This window comes from Comamonas jiangduensis, from assembly GCF_030162955.1.
GTDB classification, from domain to species: Bacteria; Pseudomonadota; Gammaproteobacteria; order Burkholderiales; family Burkholderiaceae_C; genus Comamonas; species Comamonas jiangduensis.
In genome coordinates this window covers 1-16,687 of the sequence record NZ_JARXOV010000014.1, presented here as the reverse complement: position 1 = coordinate 16,687, position 16,687 = coordinate 1, and the positions used below count along the sequence as shown (strand labels likewise).

Sequence of the window (16,687 nt, the reverse complement as noted above, 5' to 3'; positions counted from 1 at the left end):
GCGTTGGCGCAGCACCTGCGTTCGGGAACTCAAGCGGTGCGGGGTTTGCGCACCGTGGGTTTCTTCGCGGCTACGCGCTGCGTCTTGGCGGCGGCTGCGGGCGCTTTCTTGGCAGCAGATGCCACTTTTTTGGCCGCCGCTGGTGGGGATGCCGCAGGTTTTTTCTGCGCTGGCGCGCTTTGACGGGCAGTGGCAGCCGCTTTGCTGGCCGGGGCTGCCGCAGATTTTTGCGGCTTGGCCTGCGCTACGGCTTGGCGCACCAAGTCGCTGGCGGTTTTTACCGCCGTTTTCGCAAAGTCTGTGGACATCTGCGTGGCCTTGAGCATAGCTTGCTGCTGGGCAGGGTCTTGCATGGCCTGTTGCGCAATATGCTGAAACTGCTGGGTCAAAGCGCCCCACCACTGCATCGCCGTTGCCATATTGGCGGTTTGTGCAGCATCGCTGGGGCTTTCTGCCGTTTCCGCGCTGGACGATGCAGCCTGTGCCTTGGGTGTTTCTGGCGCTTGCTGAGGCTGAGGTTGGGAGGGCTGCGCCACTGGTTCTGCAGGCTGCGCTGCGGCAGACATCGGCCAGTCAGTCAGCGGATTCTTGGCGGGCGCCGTGGCTGCCGCCGCAAACGGAAATGCCTTGGCCATTTCGGAGAGGTTCACGTTCATGCCCTTGAGCGTGGACAGCGTCATCTTTTGCACTTCCAGCGCCTGCACGGTAGCCGCCAAAGCCTTGCTGTTTTGCTCCAGCCAAAAGTGCACCGCTTTCAGCTCCTCAATGCGCTTGTCAATTTCTTCCACGCTGACCGTGGGAGCCACCCAGTGCGAAAACGGCGGCAAGCCCGAAGGCGTCGCCCCGGACTTACCCAGGTTTTGCAGAAAGTCGAACCCCGGAATGAATTTACCAAAGCCAAAAGCTGATGAATCAGTCATACCCACCCCTGTGCAGTCAAAACCCCTAAAAAACCCAAGCCACGCAAAGCTCGGGCGACGTAAGACGCAGCTTAATGCACCGCATGACAAAGCGCTTGTCATTTGCAACGCACACTGGCGTGCCTCTGCGCGGCACTCCCGGACTGACTGCCCACAACGCCACTTCTTTATTCGACATAAGCATATAAAAGTCCGTAATTATTTTTAAACCACAATAAAGAAATTCAAGGCTTTTTGAGTACCCACACCATGCGTTTGCTGCCCCGTTCTTTGCCTGGCGTTTCGTTGTCCACTGCGGTCGCAATGGCGGCCGTGGCCAGTTTCTGCGCACTGCCTTTGAGCAGCGCCACAGCCGCCGATGCCAAGGCATGGCCTCAACAGCCCATCAGCCTGATCATGGGCTTTAACGCAGGCTCTGGGGTGGACATGGTGGGGCGCCAGGTGCAGGAGCCCCTGTCCAAGCGCCTGGGTCAGCCTGTCATCATTGATTACAAGCCCGGTGCAGCTGGCAACATCGGCAGCGAATACGTTGCCCGTGCCAAACCTGACGGCTACACCTTCTACTTCGGCACGGCCGCCACCCACGGCAGCAATGCGGCCCTGTACAAAAACCTGCCTTTTGATGTGGAGGCCGACTTTGTCCCCGTGGCGCCGATCATCGACGTGGCCAACGTGCTGACCATCAATCCCAAGGTGATTGACGTGAAGAACCTGCAAGAGTTTGTGGCCGAGGTCAAAGCCCATCCGGGCAAGTACAACTACGCCTCCACCGGCAATGGTGCGGGCACACACATGGCATTTGCAGAACTCAATGCCCGATTGGGTTTGGAGATGGTGCATGTGCCCTATAAAGGTGGCCCCGAGGCGATTGGTTCGGTCGTGCGCGGCGAGACTTGCTGCATCATGAACCAGGTGCAAAGCGTGCTGCCGCACTACAAGGCTGACAAGGTACGCTTGCTGGGCGTCACCACTTCCACCCCGGTGGATGCTGTCAAAGAAGTGCCCACCATTGCATCCAGTGGCATTCCCGGCACTGCAGGCTTTAACAGCTCCATCTGGTTTGGCATTTTTGCCCCCAAGGGCACACCCGCACCCATCATCCAGAAGCTGAGCCAAGCCATCCACGAAGCCCAGCAACTGCCTGAAGTGCGAGAGCGGTTTGTGTCACAGGGCAATACGCTGCGCATCGAATCGCCCGAGCAGTTCAAGCAAACCGTGCACACCGATCGCAAAAAGTGGGCACAAGTGGTGAAGGATGCGCAGATCAAGATCGATTGATCTGGCACTCTGGCTCCCCCGGTTGCGGCGCCTGCTAGTCCTTTGCTGGTAGGCGCTTTTGGTTTTTTGAAGTTTTGTTTATGTCCACGACTGCCCCTCAAACCCCACAAGCACCAGGCTTGCAGGCCTTGGAAGAACGCTTGCAAGATGATTTCCTCACCCTCGGCTGGCCTGCCAAGGCGTGGATTCCCGCCACCTCGCACCTGGGTCAGGCAGTGCACGATGTGCTCATCATCGGGGCAGGGCAAGCCGGCCTGGCACTGCATGTGGCCTTGGGGCAGGTGGGCATCCGCCCTGTACTGCTGGACCGTGCCCCCCAGGACTTTGAAGGGCCTTGGGCCACCACCGCGCGCATGGAAACCTTGCGCTCCCCCAAAGAGCTGACGGGCCCAGCCATGGGCATTCCGTCGCTGAGCTTTCGCGCATGGTTTATCGCCCAGTTTGGCAACGCCGCATGGGCGGCATTGGACAAAATACCGCGCCTGCAATGGATGGACTATCTGCGCTGGTACCGCCGCGTCACCGGCGCCGATGTGCGCAACAACCATGCCGTGCTGGCCGTGCGCCCGCAAGCCAGCGGTATCGTTGAAGTGGATGTGCAGGCCCACGGCAGCACCACCACCTGGTATACCCGCCGCCTGGTGGTGGCCACGGGCCGCGACGGACTGGGTGGCGCGCAGCTTCCCGCATTTTTGCACGGCGTGCCTCCTCAGTTCTGGGCGCACTCTTCAGATGCCATGGATTACGCCCAGCTCGCGGGCCTGCATGTCGGCGTGGTGGGCGCAGGCGCTTCCGCCATGGACAGCGCTGCTACTGCGCTGGAAAACGGTGCCGCCAGCGTCGACCTGCTGGTGCGCCGCACCGATTTGCCGCGCATCAACAAATCCAAAGGCTCAGGCACCCCCGGGCTGACGCACGGACAGTACCTGCTGCCCGACGAATGGAAATGGCGCATCCGCCACTACATCAATGCCCAGCAAGTGCCACCGCCGCAAGGCAGCACCCTGCGGGTGTCGCGCCACGCCAATGCCCACTTTAACTTGGGCTGCGCTGTACAACGTGTGGAGGCGGTGCAAGACAAGCTGCATGTCCACACCACGCTTGGGGTGTTCGTGCTGGACTTTTTGATTGTCTCCACCGGCTTTGCGATTGACTGGCGCCTGCGCCCCGAATTTGCCGACATTGCACCCCATGTGCGCCTGTGGGGCCAACGCTTCACGCCCGCAGCCGGGCAAGAAGATGCCGAGCTGTCCGCATCTCCCGATCTGGGCCCGTTGTTCGAATTTCAGGGCGACCTGCCCGGCCTGCAGCACATCCACTGCTTTTGCTACCCTGCGGCCCTCTCGCACGGCACGGTATCGGGCGATATCCCCGCCATCAGCGATGGTGCACGCAAGCTGGCCCAAGGGCTGGCCGCGCTGTTCTACCAAGCCGATATTGCGCAGCACTTTGCCCAACTGCAACGCTATGCAGAGCCCGAACTGGAAGGCCATGAATGGCAGCCTGCCGACAGCAGCGCCCGTATCCGCCAACTGCAATCTTGAAAAGAGTTCTCCATGACCGACACCATTGACCGCCTGGCGGGGCTGCGCGCCGACACCCCCCTGTTTGCCACCCGCCACGAACGCAGCAAGGTGGCCCTCGCCACCCAGGCTTGTGAAGACCTGTTGCTGGGCGACTCCCTGGCAGGAGACCTGTCCCAAGCCGAGCGTCTGGTCTTCGCGGCCGAGCAAGCCCGTGTCAGCGGCATTCCCGCACTGGAAGCAGAGTACCGTGCCCGCGCCATCGCGCTGGGTGATGCGGTATCGCCTGCCTTGCGCCGCATTCTGGAGACCGCCGGCAGCACCACGGGCAACGCCCGTCTGGATGCCATGCTGCACTTTGTGCGCACCCTGGCGCTCAACCCCGCCCACAGCGATCAAGCCACCTTGCTGGCAATTCCTGCGGCAGGCCTGTCGGTGGATGGCACCGTGCTGCTGGCACAACTGATTGGCTTTGTGGCCTACCAGGCACGTTTGCTGGCAGGTGTGCAGGCCATGGTGGCCTTGGGCGGTGTGGCACAGCACATGGAGGCAACCACAGAAGCAGCCCCGTTTGTGCACCCCGCCAACTTGCCCGCCCCTGGCGAGCCTTTGCGCCGCAATGGCTTTACCAGCGAAACGCTGGACTGGAAAGCATGGCTGCCCGTGCTCGACCCCGCCACAGCCACACCCGCGCAACAAAAAGTACTGGAAGTCAGCCACCCCAAGGCTAAGACCATGGACTTTTACCTGCTGCTGGGCCGCCAACCCGAGGTCTTGCTGGAGCGCTCGCAAGCCTTCAACGCCATCATGTATGCGCCCGGCGGGTTGTCGCGGGCGGAACGTGAGGTGGCTGCCACCGCTGTTTCGCGCAGCAACCGCTGCGTGTACTGCGCCTCGGTACACGCCCAGCGTTTTGAACAACTGGCCAAGCGCAATGACGTGATGGCCCAGCTGTTCGATGACCCCGACACCGCAGGCACCAACGCCCGCGAGCGCGCCATCATCCAAGCCAGCTTGGTGCTCACGCGCACCCCGGCCCAGCTGGGTGCAGGCCATATCCAAGCGCTGCGCGACGCAGGATTGAGCGATTTGGAAGTGCTGGACATGCTGCATTCCGCAGCGCTGTTTGGCTGGGCCAACCGGCTGATGCTCAACCTGGGTGTGGAAATCTGGCCCCAAGCCACCACCTGAGGCCGCACGCTGTGCCCCGCAAAAAACAAGCCCTGCAGTGCAGGGCTTGTTTTTTTTTTCAGGGTTTCACACCCTTAGTGGTTGTGCGCTGCGCCGTGGCCGGGTGCCGCTGCAGCGCCATGTGCGGGTTTGGGTGCCAGGCGCTTGACCGGCACTTGCAGGTGCAAGCGCGAAGTCTCGCCCTTGGCATCGGTAAACACCAGCGTGACAGGCACTTCACTGCCGTCTTGCAAAGGCGCTTTGAGCTGCTGGAACATCAGGTGATAACCACCGGGCTTGAGTTCCACCATCTGGCCTTGGGGCAAGTCCAGTCCCTCAATCTGGCGCATGCGCATCACATCGCCTTCCATTTTCATTTCATGGATCTCACCCGACGCAGCAGCAGGCGTCTCCACCCCCACCAAACGCAACGGCTCGCGCGCGGTCAGTTGCATAAAGGCGCCGCTGGCCTGCTGGCCTGGTACGCTCGCGCGCGCCCAGACGTTGTGCGCCTCGACGTGCGCGGCCTCGGGGTGCGCCCAGGCAGAAGTGATGACAGTGGCGCCCATCAGCGCGCCCAAGATCCAGTTGCTAGCTTTCAACATCTCAAATTTCTTTCACAAAATACACAAGCTCCACCGCGCTTGGCGGTGAGAAGGGGCAAGAAAAGCAGGATGTTTACAGCGGCGGGCCACGCGGCGGCGGCCAGTGAAAGGCAAGACGCGAAAGCCGCATCTGCGCCCGCGCAACCGGGGCTTGCGCGGGCAGGCTGTGCACGCAACTGGTCTGTGCGCTGGTAGGTGGCGCCAGCACGGGCATGCACAAAGGGCAGTCAATCTGGTGGTGCAGCGCCGTGCCCAAGGCTTCACCGTGGCCCGCATGGGTTGCCGGGCTGGGCGCCCACTGCGGCGCCATCTCTCCAGAGCACAGACGCTCCACCCCTTGGGCGGCCAACTGCGCCCGCGCCACAGGGGCCCAGACGCCCGCAGCCAGCACGCACAGCCACAGCACCAACACCGCAGTGATGGCGCGGCGTGCTGGGGGCGATGCAGGCTGAGACAACATGGTGCGCATTCTAGGCACGCCACCCCTGGCCGCAGCAAGTAGCGCCCCATGAATTTATGCAAAACAAGGCTCTAACGCTTATGCAGCAAGCGCTACAAGCTCTCATTTCAGGAATTGAATTCCCCTTCCAGAAAGCGCAACAATCCGCTGGAGCGGCGGGTGGGGCTGGCAATGGCCGCCGCCAGCAGGCCGGGGCGCTCTGCCATCAGCGTGAAGTGCTGGCGTGCGCGTGTGATGCCGGTGTACACCAGCTCACGCCCCAGCACACCACCCGCTTGCGCAGACAGCACCAGCGCCGTGTGCTCAAACTCTGAGCCCTGGCTTTTGTGCACCGTCATGGCAAACGCCGTTTCCACATGGGCCAGCCGCGCCACGCTGACGGAGCGCAGCTCCTCACCCTGCAAGAAGTACACACGCAGCCCATGCCCCGGCGCTGCACTGGGCAGAGCCATGCCAATGTCACCGTTGAACAAGCCCAGCGCTGCGTCATTGCGCTGCACCATCACCGGCCGCCCGGCATACCACTCACCCTCAGCGGCAATCACGCCTTGTGCGCGCAGTGTAGCCACCACCGCCTGGTTCAGGCCTGCCACGCCCCACGCACCTTCGCGCACGGCGCACAGCAGGCGAAAGCGGTCAAAGGCCTGCAACACCTCGCGCACCCACAGGGGGTGGGCAGCGGCAAGGTCGCTCCTTGGCTGCACCTGTGCCCAGCGCTGCAAAGCCTGTGCGTAGGCGCTGTAACCGGGCGCATCACCCCGGCCAAGCCAGGCCAGTGCATGCACAAAAGGCAGCCGGCCGTCTTCCCGCATGGCAATGCGCGCGGCATCCCCCTGCGCAGCCATTTCTGCCTGCAGCACCTGCACGCTGGCAGCGGCATCACCGGCATTGACGGCCGTGGCCAAGGCCGCAATCGGCCCCGCAAAACGGCGGCTGGCACGCAGCATGGCGGTGTGCTGCGCCAAGGCAGGTGCCGCCGCTGGCGCATGGAAATCCGCGGGAATGCGTTCACCCGCCACACGCTCGACAAAATCCACGGTGTCAGCACCATAGCGGCCAGCTGCTGCATCACGGCACAGATCGCCCAGCACCGCACCGGCTTCCACCGAGGCCAGCTGGTCTTTGTCTCCCAGCAAAATCAGCCGCGCGGTGGGCGGCAAGGCTTCGAGCAGGGCTGACATCATTTCCAGGTGCACCATGGACGCTTCGTCCACGATCAGCACATCCACATCCAGCGGGCGGCCTGCGTGGTAGCCCCAGTGGCGCGTATCGGGCCGCGCGCCCAGCAAGGCATGCAGGGTGCGCGCGGCGCCCACGCGCTGCACCAGCCCGGGCAAGTCCAGCGCATCGCCCACACTGGCTTGCAAGCCGTGCAAGGCCGATTCAATCGATTGCTTCAGGCGCGCAGCCGCTTTGCCCGTAGGCGCAGCCAGCGCCACCCGCAGCTGGGCGGCATTCGGCGCCGTGGCAAACAGCAGCGCCAGCAAGCGCGCGGCGGTATAGGTTTTGCCGGTACCAGGGCCGCCGGTGATGACCGAGAAATGCCCCCGCAGCGCCAGCGCGCAAGCCACTTTCTGCCAATTGCAGTCTTCGGCGCCCGAAGGGGGAAAGAACGCATCCAGCCACTTGCGCGCAGCCGTTGCATCCAGCGCCACAGGGCGTGCCTGGCTGCGCTGCAGGATGTGGCTGGCTACGGTACGTTCATGGTCCCAGTAGCGGCGCAAATACAGCAGGGGCTGCGCACTGTCGCTGGCGGCCAGTACCAGGGGCTGACCGTGGTCGGCATGCCTGCTCATCACCCGCACCAAGGGGCTGGCTTGCAGCGCCACCAGCCAGTCGTGGCAGTGCAGGGGCAGTTGCGCCCACAGTGCCTGCAGCGCAGGCTGCTCTTGCGCCTCCCAGCCCAGCACGGCGTTGGGGGCGTTCACCAGTTGCGCCAGTGGCAAGCAACTGTGGCCCCGCCCCTCCATCTGCGCCAGCACAGTGACTGCCACCAGGGTACAAGGCGTTGCCTGTGCATCTTGCTCCAGCACCCAGGCAGCCAGTGCCACATCCAAGCGGCGCAGCATGCCCGCATCGGCCCAGTCGCGCAGCACGTCCAAGGTCAGCGCTGGTGTCAACGGTTGATGCGCCACAGCTTCGGCAAACATATCCAACGTGGTGGTATCGCGTGTGCGTTTGCGACTCATGCGCTCACCTCTTCCAACAAAGCTTCCAGGGCCTGCAACAGCGCCAGCACAGGGGGCACATGGTGCACGGCCTGCGCAGGGCCATCCAGCCCGCGCAAAAAGTAGTACACCGCACCACCCAAATGCTGCGCAGGTTCATAGCCTTGCCCCAGGCGGCTTTGCAGCAGCCGGTGCAGGGCCAGCATGTACAGCGCAGCCTGCACGTCATAGCGGTGCTGCAGCATGGCCTGCGCCAGCGCGGCATCGGTATACGCTGCGGCCTCCACCCCCAAGTGGTTGGTTTTGTAATCCAGCACCCAATAGCGCCCCTGGTGCGCAAACACCAAGTCCGCAAAGCCCATCAACATACCGTGCAGGCTGCGCTGCGCGGGCAAGGCCGGGCGGTCTTGCCCTGGCAAGATATGTTCGCGGCACAAGGCATCAACGCGGTCGGCAGGCAACTGTGCCAAGGGCAGCCAAAACTCCATTTCCGGCAGGCGCAACGCCAGCTGCGCCAAGCTGCACTCCAAGAGGGGCACGCGGTGATGCACCACGGCGGCCAGCCAGCTGACCACGTCTTGCGCCTCATCACTGCGGCCTGCACGCTCACAGCGGCGCAGCAAGCGCTGGGCCAGCGGGCCTTGCCCATCGGCAGGCAGGGCAAAGTCTTCGCCCTCCAGCCACTCAAGCTGGTCATGGATGAAATTACCGACCAGTTCCCCGCGCTTGAAGCGGTGCCACACGGGTGCATCGGCGGCGGCCTTGTGCAAACTGGGCTTGCTGGCCAGCACCTCACCCGCCATGCGTTCATCATCGGCAGGCCGCATGGCAGCCACGGGCAGCACGATCTGTGCTTTGCCTGTGGCTCCACGCACCAGCGCAGAGAAGCTGGCTATGCCCCAGTTGCGATCAAAATCTGCCGTATACGCAGATACGGCCTGCAGTGGCTGCTCTGATTCTTGCGAGCGCCACAGGCTGCGCGAGATCTCCTGCGGCAGCCGCTGCAGTTGCATGTCGGGGCACGATTGGGCCAGCACTTCCAGCGCTTGCCACCACTGTTGTGCGGTTGCTGCCTCGCCCCCATTGAGCAAATAGCCGCTGGCGCTTTCATGGTTGACGCACTGCTTGCTATTGCCTTTGCGCAGCGCCCCCAAGCCCATCCACAGCAGATGGCGCGGGCGGGTCAGCGCCACATACAGCAGGCGCAAGTCTTCACGCAAACGCTCGGTATCCGCCTGGGCCAGTTCTGCATCGCTGGGGCTCAACTCCAGGCGGCGGCTGCCATCGCTTTGCGGCACGCGCACCAAGTCATCGCCGTAGGCCCGAAAGTCCGACGCGAATGGCAAAAACACGACCGGATATTCCAGTCCCTTGCTTTTGTGCACGGTCACAATTTTCACCAGGTCCGCATCGCTTTCCAGCCGCACCACCTGCTCGTCCACGCCTTTGCCCGGTGTTTCGATCTGCGTGGCCAGCCAGCGGATCAGCGCCTGCTCGCCCTCCAGCGTTGCGGCCGCGTTTTGCAGCAATTCCGCCAGGTGCAAAAAGTTGGTCAAGCGGCGCTCACCACCGACCTCTGCCAGCCAGCGCGCAGGCAATTGCATGGCATGCAGCGTCTGGCGCAGCATGGCCAGCACGCCCTGGCGCTGCCACACACCGTGCAGCTTGCGCAGTTGCTCGCTGTAACCGTCAAAGGCTTCATCATTGCTGGCCAGCCATGTCAGCTCGTCCAAGCTCAGACCCATCATGCGCGTGGCCAGTCCGGCGCGCACACCACGCACCTCCAAGGGCGCTGCCACGGCGCGCAGCCACAGCTGCAGGTCTTGCGCCTCAGCGCTGGCAAACACCGAATCTTGGTCCGACAAGTACACGGAGGCCACGCCCCGGCGCTGCAATTGCTGGCGCACCGCCGTCGCTTCCTTGCCCGTGCGCACCAGCACCGCCATATCGCGCGGGCGCAGCCACTGCAAAGGCTGCCCTGTCTGCGCAAAACCTACGTGGGCATCGCTGAGCCACTGCACGATCTGCTCGGCACAGGCTGCGGCCATGTGCTGGCGCAGCGCATCGCTGCTGACCGGCGCACGGCTGTCGTTGTCCCCCTGTGCGTCGTACCACCACATCTGCAAGGCGGGCAATGCCTCACCATGGCTTTGCAGCACTTCCTTGCGCCCATGCGCACGCACCGGGTCAAACGGCAAGGGGTTGCGCACCTTGCCGTCTTCCCACGCGCGGAACATGAAGGCACCCTCGCCCGCGCGCTGCTCAGCCTGCACAAACCATTCGTTCACTGCCTGCACCACGCCCTGCGTGGAGCGGTAGTTCACATCCAGCACATAGTGACGGCCTTCGGTAGCTTCGCGGGCGCGCAGGTAGCTGTAAATGTCTGCGCCCCGAAAACCGTAGATGGATTGCTTGGGGTCACCAATCAGCAGCAGGGCACTGGCCGGGTCGTTGTCGGCCGTGCGGTAAACGCGGTCAAACAGCCGGTATTGCAGCGGCGAGGTGTCTTGGAATTCATCAATCAGCGCCACCGGGTATTGCGCCAGGATGCCGCTGCGCAAATTGGCACCGTTGTCACTGCCCAGCGCCGTATCCAGGCGCTGCAGCATGTCGGCAAAGCCAAAGGTGCCCGCTTGGCGTTTGAGCCATTGCAGGCGGGCTTGCACCTGCGCAGCCGCGTGCAGGCGCAGCGCAATCGCAGGCTGCTGCACATTCTGCAGTTGCACCAGCAACTGCTGCAGTTGCGCAAACTCCTCAGGCAACAGCACATCCATGGTCGAGCCCTTGCAAGCCTCGGCCATGCCTTTAGGGCTGAGGCGGTGCACGGCGGCATCACTCAACTTCAGAGGCGTGTGCTGCGGGTCTTGCGCCCACGCTGCAACGTCGCGCAGCCAGCCTGTGTAGCGCGCTGGTTGCAGCTTGCGCTTGTCCCACAAATACGCTGCGCCATCCAGCTGCGCGTCCAGCCAATGCTGCAACCGCTGGGCCTTGGCCTCCCAGCCTTGGGCCAGGGCTTGCACAGCCGCGTCATAGTCATGCTGCGCGCGTTCTACACATTCGGCCAAACTGCCGGCGCCATGCGCTGAGAGCACCCTGTCTTGCCCCAGTCGCTGCATGTCCGCCAACAAGGCATCGACGTTTTTCCACACGCCCAGCACCACCTCCAGTTGCGCACCGTTCAAGGGGTAGCACTGCTGGCGCCAGTAGTCGTGTACAGCATCCAGCAGGCGCTGACTTTCATCGCTTTCCAGCGTTTCTTCAAACAGATTGCCACTGTCAAATGCATGCTCACGCAGCATGCGCTGGCACCAGGCATCAATGGTGAAGATGGCGGCATCGTCCATGCTCTCCGCCGCCATGGCCAGGCGCCATGCGGCTTGCTCGCGTTGCGCCCCTTCGGGGTAGGCTGCCAGCAGCGTCTGTAACAGTGCATCATGGGCGGCCACGGGCTGCTGCCCCCGAAAGCAAGCCACGGCGTCTACCAGCCTTGCACGAATACGGTCTGACAACTCCCGCGTGGCAGCACGCGTGAAGGTCATCACCAAAATCTCAGCGGGCATCAGCGGTCGGCTAAAGCCTTGCTCCCCCCCGTGCCCCAGCACCAGACGCAGGTACAGGGCCGCAATCGTCCAGGTCTTGCCGGTGCCTGCGCTGGCTTCAATCAAACGGCTGCCATGCAGGGGGAACGTGGCAGCATCCAAGCGGTGGCGCGTGCTCATACGACTTGCCCTTCGCACACCACTTGCACGCAGCTGTCGCACCATGCATGCAGGGGCACATACACCGTCTGTGCCAAACCGGGCAGCTGACCGTCCTCGGTCAGCGCAGCGAAGTCCGCAAACAAGCGCTGCCAGCTCATATCTTCACACTCACCATGGTGTTTAAAACCTCCTTCATAGGCACTGGCAGCGGCTTGCATATCGCCCATGGGGGCTGCCAAGGCCAAGCCCGTTTTGTAGGGCAGCGGCAGCGGCTGGTTCATGCCTTGCTGCCACAAGGCCAGCAAGTCTTGCAGCGCCTGCTGCGCCAGTGCTTGCGGCATGGCCTGCACGTGCAAGCTGGCATCGCGCCCAATCACGGTGCCCTGCACCTCTACACCACAGGCTGCAGCAACCACGCTGCGGATATACACCGGCAGCAGTCGATCGCGGCGTACCTGCCCTTTGCTGTCCCGCACATCACGCGGATCCAGCAGCAGCCACAGCGGCAGCACCCCCGGCACAGGGCTGGCGGGCAGCCACAGTGGATCCAGCCAGTCTTCCAGCACTGCGCCGCCGTGCACAAACTGCAGGCGCTGGCGCGGCGCGGCTTGGGGGTACGCGGCGCGCACACGTTGCCACGCCTGCAGGCCGGGTAGCACGCTGTCCTGCAACTGCTGCGCCTCACGCTGGCCCAGACCGGCCAAAGGCAGCTGGCCTGCGCGCTGCAGGCTGTGAATGCGTTGTTGCAGCAGTTGCACGGCCACATCGCCATCGGCGCTCTGGCCTGCACGGGCCTCCCAATCGGCCACAAACTGCTGCTGCAAGGTCTGCACCAGCCCGTAGGCTTGCAGGCCTTCGAGCTGAAAGACCTCGTCATCGGGCACCGCGCTGTCGTCTTCTTCAAAGTAGACGCTCAATCGCTGGCGGAAAAAAGCCTTGGCAGGGTTGCGCACAAACTGCGTGAGCTGCGCCACCGTCAGCGGGACTTGGGCATCGGGCACAAACGGTGGCACCTCGGGTACAGCGGCCACCGCACCACCGGGCTGCACCTGCATCTGCATCTGCGCATGCGCGGCACGCCACTCGCGGGCATAGGTGTGCACCTTGGAATCTGCCTCAAAGTAGCGGCGGCTGAAGGGCTGCAGCGGATGGCTCCAGGTGCGCTCTTGCAGCAAATCGCTTTCTCCTTGCCAACCGGCGGCAAGATATTCGCGCAACTGCGACACCAGCACCGACGGCGGTTGTTCACTGTTGTCGCGCACATGGTGACCAGCCCAGCTGATATAGAGCGTGCGCCGCGCTGACAGCACGGCCTCCAGCATCAATTGGCGGTCGTGGTCACGCCGTGCCCGGTCACCGGGGCGGTACTGTCCGCTTTGCTGCATCAGGTCAAAGTCATTGCGTGTGGCGCGGCGCGGGTAGTCGCCATCGTTCATGCCCAGCAAGCACACCACTTCAAACGGAATCGCCCGCATCGGCATGGGGGTGGCAAAGGTCACACCGCCTGCGCGAAAACGCTGCTCCAGCGACGGCTGCTCCAGCGCCTGCAACCAGGCTTCCTGCGCCACAGCCAGTGGAATAGGCTGTGCGTAGCCAGCTTGGTCGCAGGCTTCCTGCCAGCGGGCCAGCGATTGTTCCAGCCCGTCGAGCAAGGCCTGCTCCACATCGTCTTGCGGCGCAAACATGTCTTGCGCCAGCTGGCGCAGGCGCTGGGCCCACACATCGGGCTGCGCATCTTGCAGCGCATCGTTCCACCAGCGCATCAGGCGCTCCAGCACGGCGGCCAGCACACCGGCCAACTCGGCATCCAGTCCGCCGACTTCGTCATAGGGCTCAATCTCCCTCCACGCTGGGGTTTGCTGCATGCCGTTGTCGGCGGTAATGCTGCGGCCACCTGTGGCATAGCCCAGCAGCATGCGGCGCAGGCCAAACCATGCGCTGTTGTGGTCACCGCACGCCGCCAGCCCCAAACTGCTGCGCTGTGCGTCACTCAGGCCCCAGCGAATACCGGCACCCGCCATCCACTGCGTGAGTTGGGGCACATCTTGCGCGGCCAGCCCAAAGCGGGCCGCCACAGCAGGCACATCCAGCAAATCGCACAGCTCACTGAGGCGGCAGCGCTGCTGCGGCAGGCGCAGCAGCCATTGCAGCGCCACCAGCATGGGGCTGGCGGCGCGGGCGCTCAGGTCCGCAATATCAAACGGGATAAAACGTGCATCGGTGCGGCCATACTGACCAAACACCGCCCGAATCGAGGGCGCGGCTTTTTGAATGTCCGGCAGCATGACGATGACATCGCGCGGCTGCAGCGGTGCTTGCCCTGGCGCGGGGGGCTGCGCAAGCAAACTGAGCAGTTGATCGTGCAGCACCTCCAGCTCACGCACCAGGCTGTGGGCACTGTGAAAGACGATGGAGCCATCGCTGGCGGGAATGCGGTGTTCAGGCTGCGCAGCCCGCGGGTGCTCCTGGAGCGGCAGCAAATCGCGCATGCTGCGCTGCACCTGCTGCAGCAGCGTGCCCTGGTTGGCAGGCGCATCGTCAAACACATCCACACGGGGCCAGACCGTCGGGTGCACGGTATCCAAGGTCTGATCGAACTCATCCAGCAACCGCACATAGTCGCGGCTTTGGCGGCCCCAGGCAGCCAGCAGCGGGTGGGCATGGGCGTGCATGGCCTCCAGCGGCACCAGAGCCAAATCACGTCCGTGCTTCAGCGGCTGGCGGCGGCGCTGCATGCGCAGCAACTCGCGCCCGTCAATCGCATCGGCCCAGTGGTAGCGGCATGGGTTGGGCACGGCCAACACCACTTGGGTGTGGCGTGCCAGTGCATCCAAAAAACCCAGCATGGCCAGCGGCACATGGCTGAGGCCAAACAGCACCACGCGCGAAGCCACCTGCACACTGGCGGGCGGTGCCTCGCGCAAGGTGCGCAGTACCAAGGCTTGCAAGGCGGTGCGCGTTGCGGCTTTTTCCAACGCCGTCAGGTCTTGCACAATCGCGCGCCACAGCAGGGGTTGCCACTGCTGACCAGCGGGCAGGGCTTGCTCCGGCTTGCCCAGTTGGGGCAGCACATCATGCCCCGCCTCCCACGCCTGCAGCCAGTCTGCACGGTAGATTTGGTACTGGTCGAACAGGTCGGCCAGCCGCTCTGCCAGTTGCAACAAACGCTCTGGCTCATCGGCACGCAAGTAATTCGCAATCGGGGCAAAGGCGGGCTCGTGCAGGCAGGCAGGCAGCAAGCGCATAAGGCGCCACGTCAGCGGCACTTTTTCCAGGGGCGACGCTGGGGGTACCGCCTGCTTGCCCAGAATCTGCCGGTAGGTGCGCCAGATAAAGCGCGCCGGCAACTCCACCTTGGCGGCAGCGCACACGCCCAGTTGCTCGGCCATGCGCATCTTGAGCCACTCGGCCGTGCCATTGCTTTGCACCAGCACGATTTCTTGCTCCAGCGGCGCCAGCGGATGCGCGCGCATCCATGCCATCAGTGTGTCAGCCAGGGTTTCGGTGCAGTTGCCATGCAGGGCCACCAGACCCGGTGCGATTGAGCTTGCCAAGAAGGCTCTCCCTCAGAATGTCGTTGCTTGCGTGAAGTTGCCAAGACTGCCACGGCAGCCACAGACCAGCAAGCGTAATGCACACCCACAGACAAATAAAAAATGAGCATGTAGCGCTTACTAATCGATGAGTTCAGATACTTTCCCATCTGAAAACATCGTTCAACAAGCGCTACATGCTCATTTTTTTACACGAATACATTTCGGAATCCATCCCCTAAACGCTGGCACACACTGCTTCACGCGGTTTACCTGCGTGTTGGCGCGCCGGATTTTCCCTGGGGCGGGATTGCAAGGCGGCTGCAGCCGCCCTGCTCATTGCGCATGGATCGCACGCACAAAAAAAGCGCCTAACAAGGCGCTTTTTTTGTAGGGGCTAGATGCCGATCAGTAGCGACCGCCGCCGAAGCCACCGTTGCCGTAGCCAACATCAGAGCGGTTGCTTGCGCGGAACTCTCTGCCGCCACCGGAGCGGCTGCCCTCTTCACGAGGCTTGGCCAAGTTAACCACAATGGAGCGACCGTCGACGGACATGCCGTTGAGCGCTTGAATGGCTGCTTGAGAAGCATCGGCAGATGCCATTTCGACAAAGCCAAAGCCCTTGGAGCGACCACTGTCGCGGTCCATCATGATCTTGGCGGAAGTCACGGTGCCGAATTCGGCAAAGTTACTTTCCAAGCTGTCGTTCGTGACGGAATAAGGAAGATTACCAACGTAGATTTTGTTGCTCATGGAAAAGCCTTTTTATGAATGGATGGCCAGGATTGGCACATCGTTTGTTGTATGGCTGTGGGGATTGGGAGTCCGTCGCAACCGGAGGATGAAGAAAAGGTCTCTGCCGGAGGCCTAATCAAGACATTGCAACGCGTGCACCCAGCCCTGAGTCACGGCGTAAATCTTGGCTGCTTCGGTCGATGCAAAGGTTTTGTCAAACCGGAAAACTCGGCAGTAGCTGCTGTTTTTCTGTGTTCGCTGCACTGCGAAAGTCGCTTGAAAGCGACCGCAATTAGTCTGTCGTGATGCGGGCGTAACAAAGTACTTGCCCATTGCAATAGGGAGATGTGGAATCTGAATCAATCTGAACGCAGGCTTGGTCTGCCTGCTTGAGCTTGAGATAACTCGATGGCTGCTGCTCTGCAGCCAACGGTGCGACAAATCTCGCGAAGATATTTCGTGCAAGGATCAACGTGATCTACTTGCTAAGTGCCGCCAAAGACGGATGCGTTTCCAGGCAACTGCGCGAATTATGCAACTTATTTATAAAAACAACAATATTTATTATTTTTTGAAATTTAGACATGCTTAAGA

The 16,687-nt window shown here is 62.7% G+C and carries 11 protein-coding genes; 3 read left to right on the top strand and 8 right to left on the bottom strand.

Annotated features, from left to right (window positions below; translation table 11 throughout):
• Positions 1 to 29: 29 nt before the first annotated feature.
• On the bottom strand, positions 30 to 920 hold the full coding sequence (locus QEP12_RS11640; protein WP_284214365.1) for a PhaM family polyhydroxyalkanoate granule multifunctional regulatory protein: 891 nt from the start codon (positions 918 to 920) through the stop codon (positions 30 to 32).
• A gap of 249 nt (positions 921 to 1,169) precedes the next feature.
• Between QEP12_RS11640 and QEP12_RS11635 the strand changes: the two genes are divergently transcribed.
• From QEP12_RS11635 to QEP12_RS11625, 3 genes are all read left to right on the top strand, one after another.
• Positions 1,170 to 2,198, top strand: a complete 1,029-nt coding sequence (locus tag QEP12_RS11635) for a Bug family tripartite tricarboxylate transporter substrate binding protein (RefSeq protein ID WP_284214364.1) — start codon at positions 1,170 to 1,172, stop codon at positions 2,196 to 2,198.
• A gap of 80 nt (positions 2,199 to 2,278) precedes the next feature.
• The gene (locus QEP12_RS11630; protein ID WP_284214363.1) at positions 2,279 to 3,742 is read left to right on the top strand and encodes a SidA/IucD/PvdA family monooxygenase; all 1,464 of its coding nucleotides are present in this window, start codon (positions 2,279 to 2,281) and stop codon (positions 3,740 to 3,742) included.
• A 12-nt stretch (positions 3,743 to 3,754) separates the two neighbouring features.
• On the top strand, positions 3,755 to 4,912 hold the full coding sequence (locus tag QEP12_RS11625) for a CMD domain-containing protein (protein WP_284214362.1): 1,158 nt from the start codon (positions 3,755 to 3,757) through the stop codon (positions 4,910 to 4,912).
• A 74-nt stretch (positions 4,913 to 4,986) separates the two neighbouring features.
• Here QEP12_RS11625 and QEP12_RS11620 read toward each other — a convergent pair whose 3' ends face one another.
• The 7 genes from QEP12_RS11620 to QEP12_RS11590 form a co-directional block, all read right to left on the bottom strand.
• Positions 4,987 to 5,496: a copper chaperone PCu(A)C gene (locus tag QEP12_RS11620; protein WP_284214361.1), complete on the bottom strand. Its 510-nt coding sequence runs from the start codon at positions 5,494 to 5,496 to the stop codon at positions 4,987 to 4,989.
• Positions 5,497 to 5,569: 73 nt separating this feature from the next.
• Positions 5,570 to 5,956 carry a hypothetical protein gene (locus QEP12_RS11615; RefSeq protein ID WP_284214360.1) on the bottom strand — a complete coding sequence of 129 codons (387 nt, stop codon included), beginning with the start codon at positions 5,954 to 5,956 and terminating at the stop codon, positions 5,570 to 5,572.
• Positions 5,957 to 6,063: 107 nt separating this feature from the next.
• Positions 6,064 to 8,145 carry an exodeoxyribonuclease V subunit alpha gene (gene recD, locus QEP12_RS11610; RefSeq protein ID WP_284214359.1) on the bottom strand — a complete coding sequence of 694 codons (2,082 nt, stop codon included), beginning with the start codon at positions 8,143 to 8,145 and terminating at the stop codon, positions 6,064 to 6,066.
• Positions 8,142 to 11,843 carry an exodeoxyribonuclease V subunit beta gene (gene recB, locus QEP12_RS11605; protein WP_284214358.1) on the bottom strand — a complete coding sequence of 1,234 codons (3,702 nt, stop codon included), beginning with the start codon at positions 11,841 to 11,843 and terminating at the stop codon, positions 8,142 to 8,144. Before recB ends, recD begins: the two co-directional genes overlap by 4 nt.
• Positions 11,840 to 15,379, bottom strand: a complete 3,540-nt coding sequence (recC, locus tag QEP12_RS11600; protein WP_284214357.1) for an exodeoxyribonuclease V subunit gamma — start codon at positions 15,377 to 15,379, stop codon at positions 11,840 to 11,842. Before recC ends, recB begins: the two co-directional genes overlap by 4 nt.
• A 387-nt stretch (positions 15,380 to 15,766) precedes the next feature.
• On the bottom strand, positions 15,767 to 16,111 hold the full coding sequence (gene rbp, locus QEP12_RS11595) for an RNA-binding regulator (RefSeq protein ID WP_284214356.1): 345 nt from the start codon (positions 16,109 to 16,111) through the stop codon (positions 15,767 to 15,769).
• 114 nt (positions 16,112 to 16,225) lie between these two features.
• Positions 16,226 to 16,426 (bottom strand): hypothetical protein, encoded by a 201-nt coding sequence (locus tag QEP12_RS11590; RefSeq protein WP_284214355.1) that lies wholly within the window; start codon positions 16,424 to 16,426, stop codon positions 16,226 to 16,228.
• Positions 16,427 to 16,687: the final 261 nt, after the last annotated feature.

Coding starts and splice junctions, on each gene's coding strand:
- QEP12_RS11640 (WP_284214365.1), bottom strand. CDS start 920: ATGACTGATTCATCAGCTTTTGGCTTTGGTAAATTCATTCCGGGGTTC.
- QEP12_RS11635 (WP_284214364.1), top strand. CDS start 1,170: ATGCGTTTGCTGCCCCGTTCTTTGCCTGGCGTTTCGTTGTCCACTGCG.
- QEP12_RS11630 (WP_284214363.1), top strand. CDS start 2,279: ATGTCCACGACTGCCCCTCAAACCCCACAAGCACCAGGCTTGCAGGCC.
- QEP12_RS11625 (WP_284214362.1), top strand. CDS start 3,755: ATGACCGACACCATTGACCGCCTGGCGGGGCTGCGCGCCGACACCCCC.
- QEP12_RS11620 (WP_284214361.1), bottom strand. CDS start 5,496: ATGTTGAAAGCTAGCAACTGGATCTTGGGCGCGCTGATGGGCGCCACT.
- QEP12_RS11615 (WP_284214360.1), bottom strand. CDS start 5,956: ATGTTGTCTCAGCCTGCATCGCCCCCAGCACGCCGCGCCATCACTGCG.
- recD (WP_284214359.1), bottom strand. CDS start 8,145: ATGAGTCGCAAACGCACACGCGATACCACCACGTTGGATATGTTTGCC.
- recB (WP_284214358.1), bottom strand. CDS start 11,843: ATGAGCACGCGCCACCGCTTGGATGCTGCCACGTTCCCCCTGCATGGC.
- rbp (WP_284214356.1), bottom strand. CDS start 16,111: ATGAGCAACAAAATCTACGTTGGTAATCTTCCTTATTCCGTCACGAAC.
- QEP12_RS11590 (WP_284214355.1), bottom strand. CDS start 16,426: ATGGGCAAGTACTTTGTTACGCCCGCATCACGACAGACTAATTGCGGT.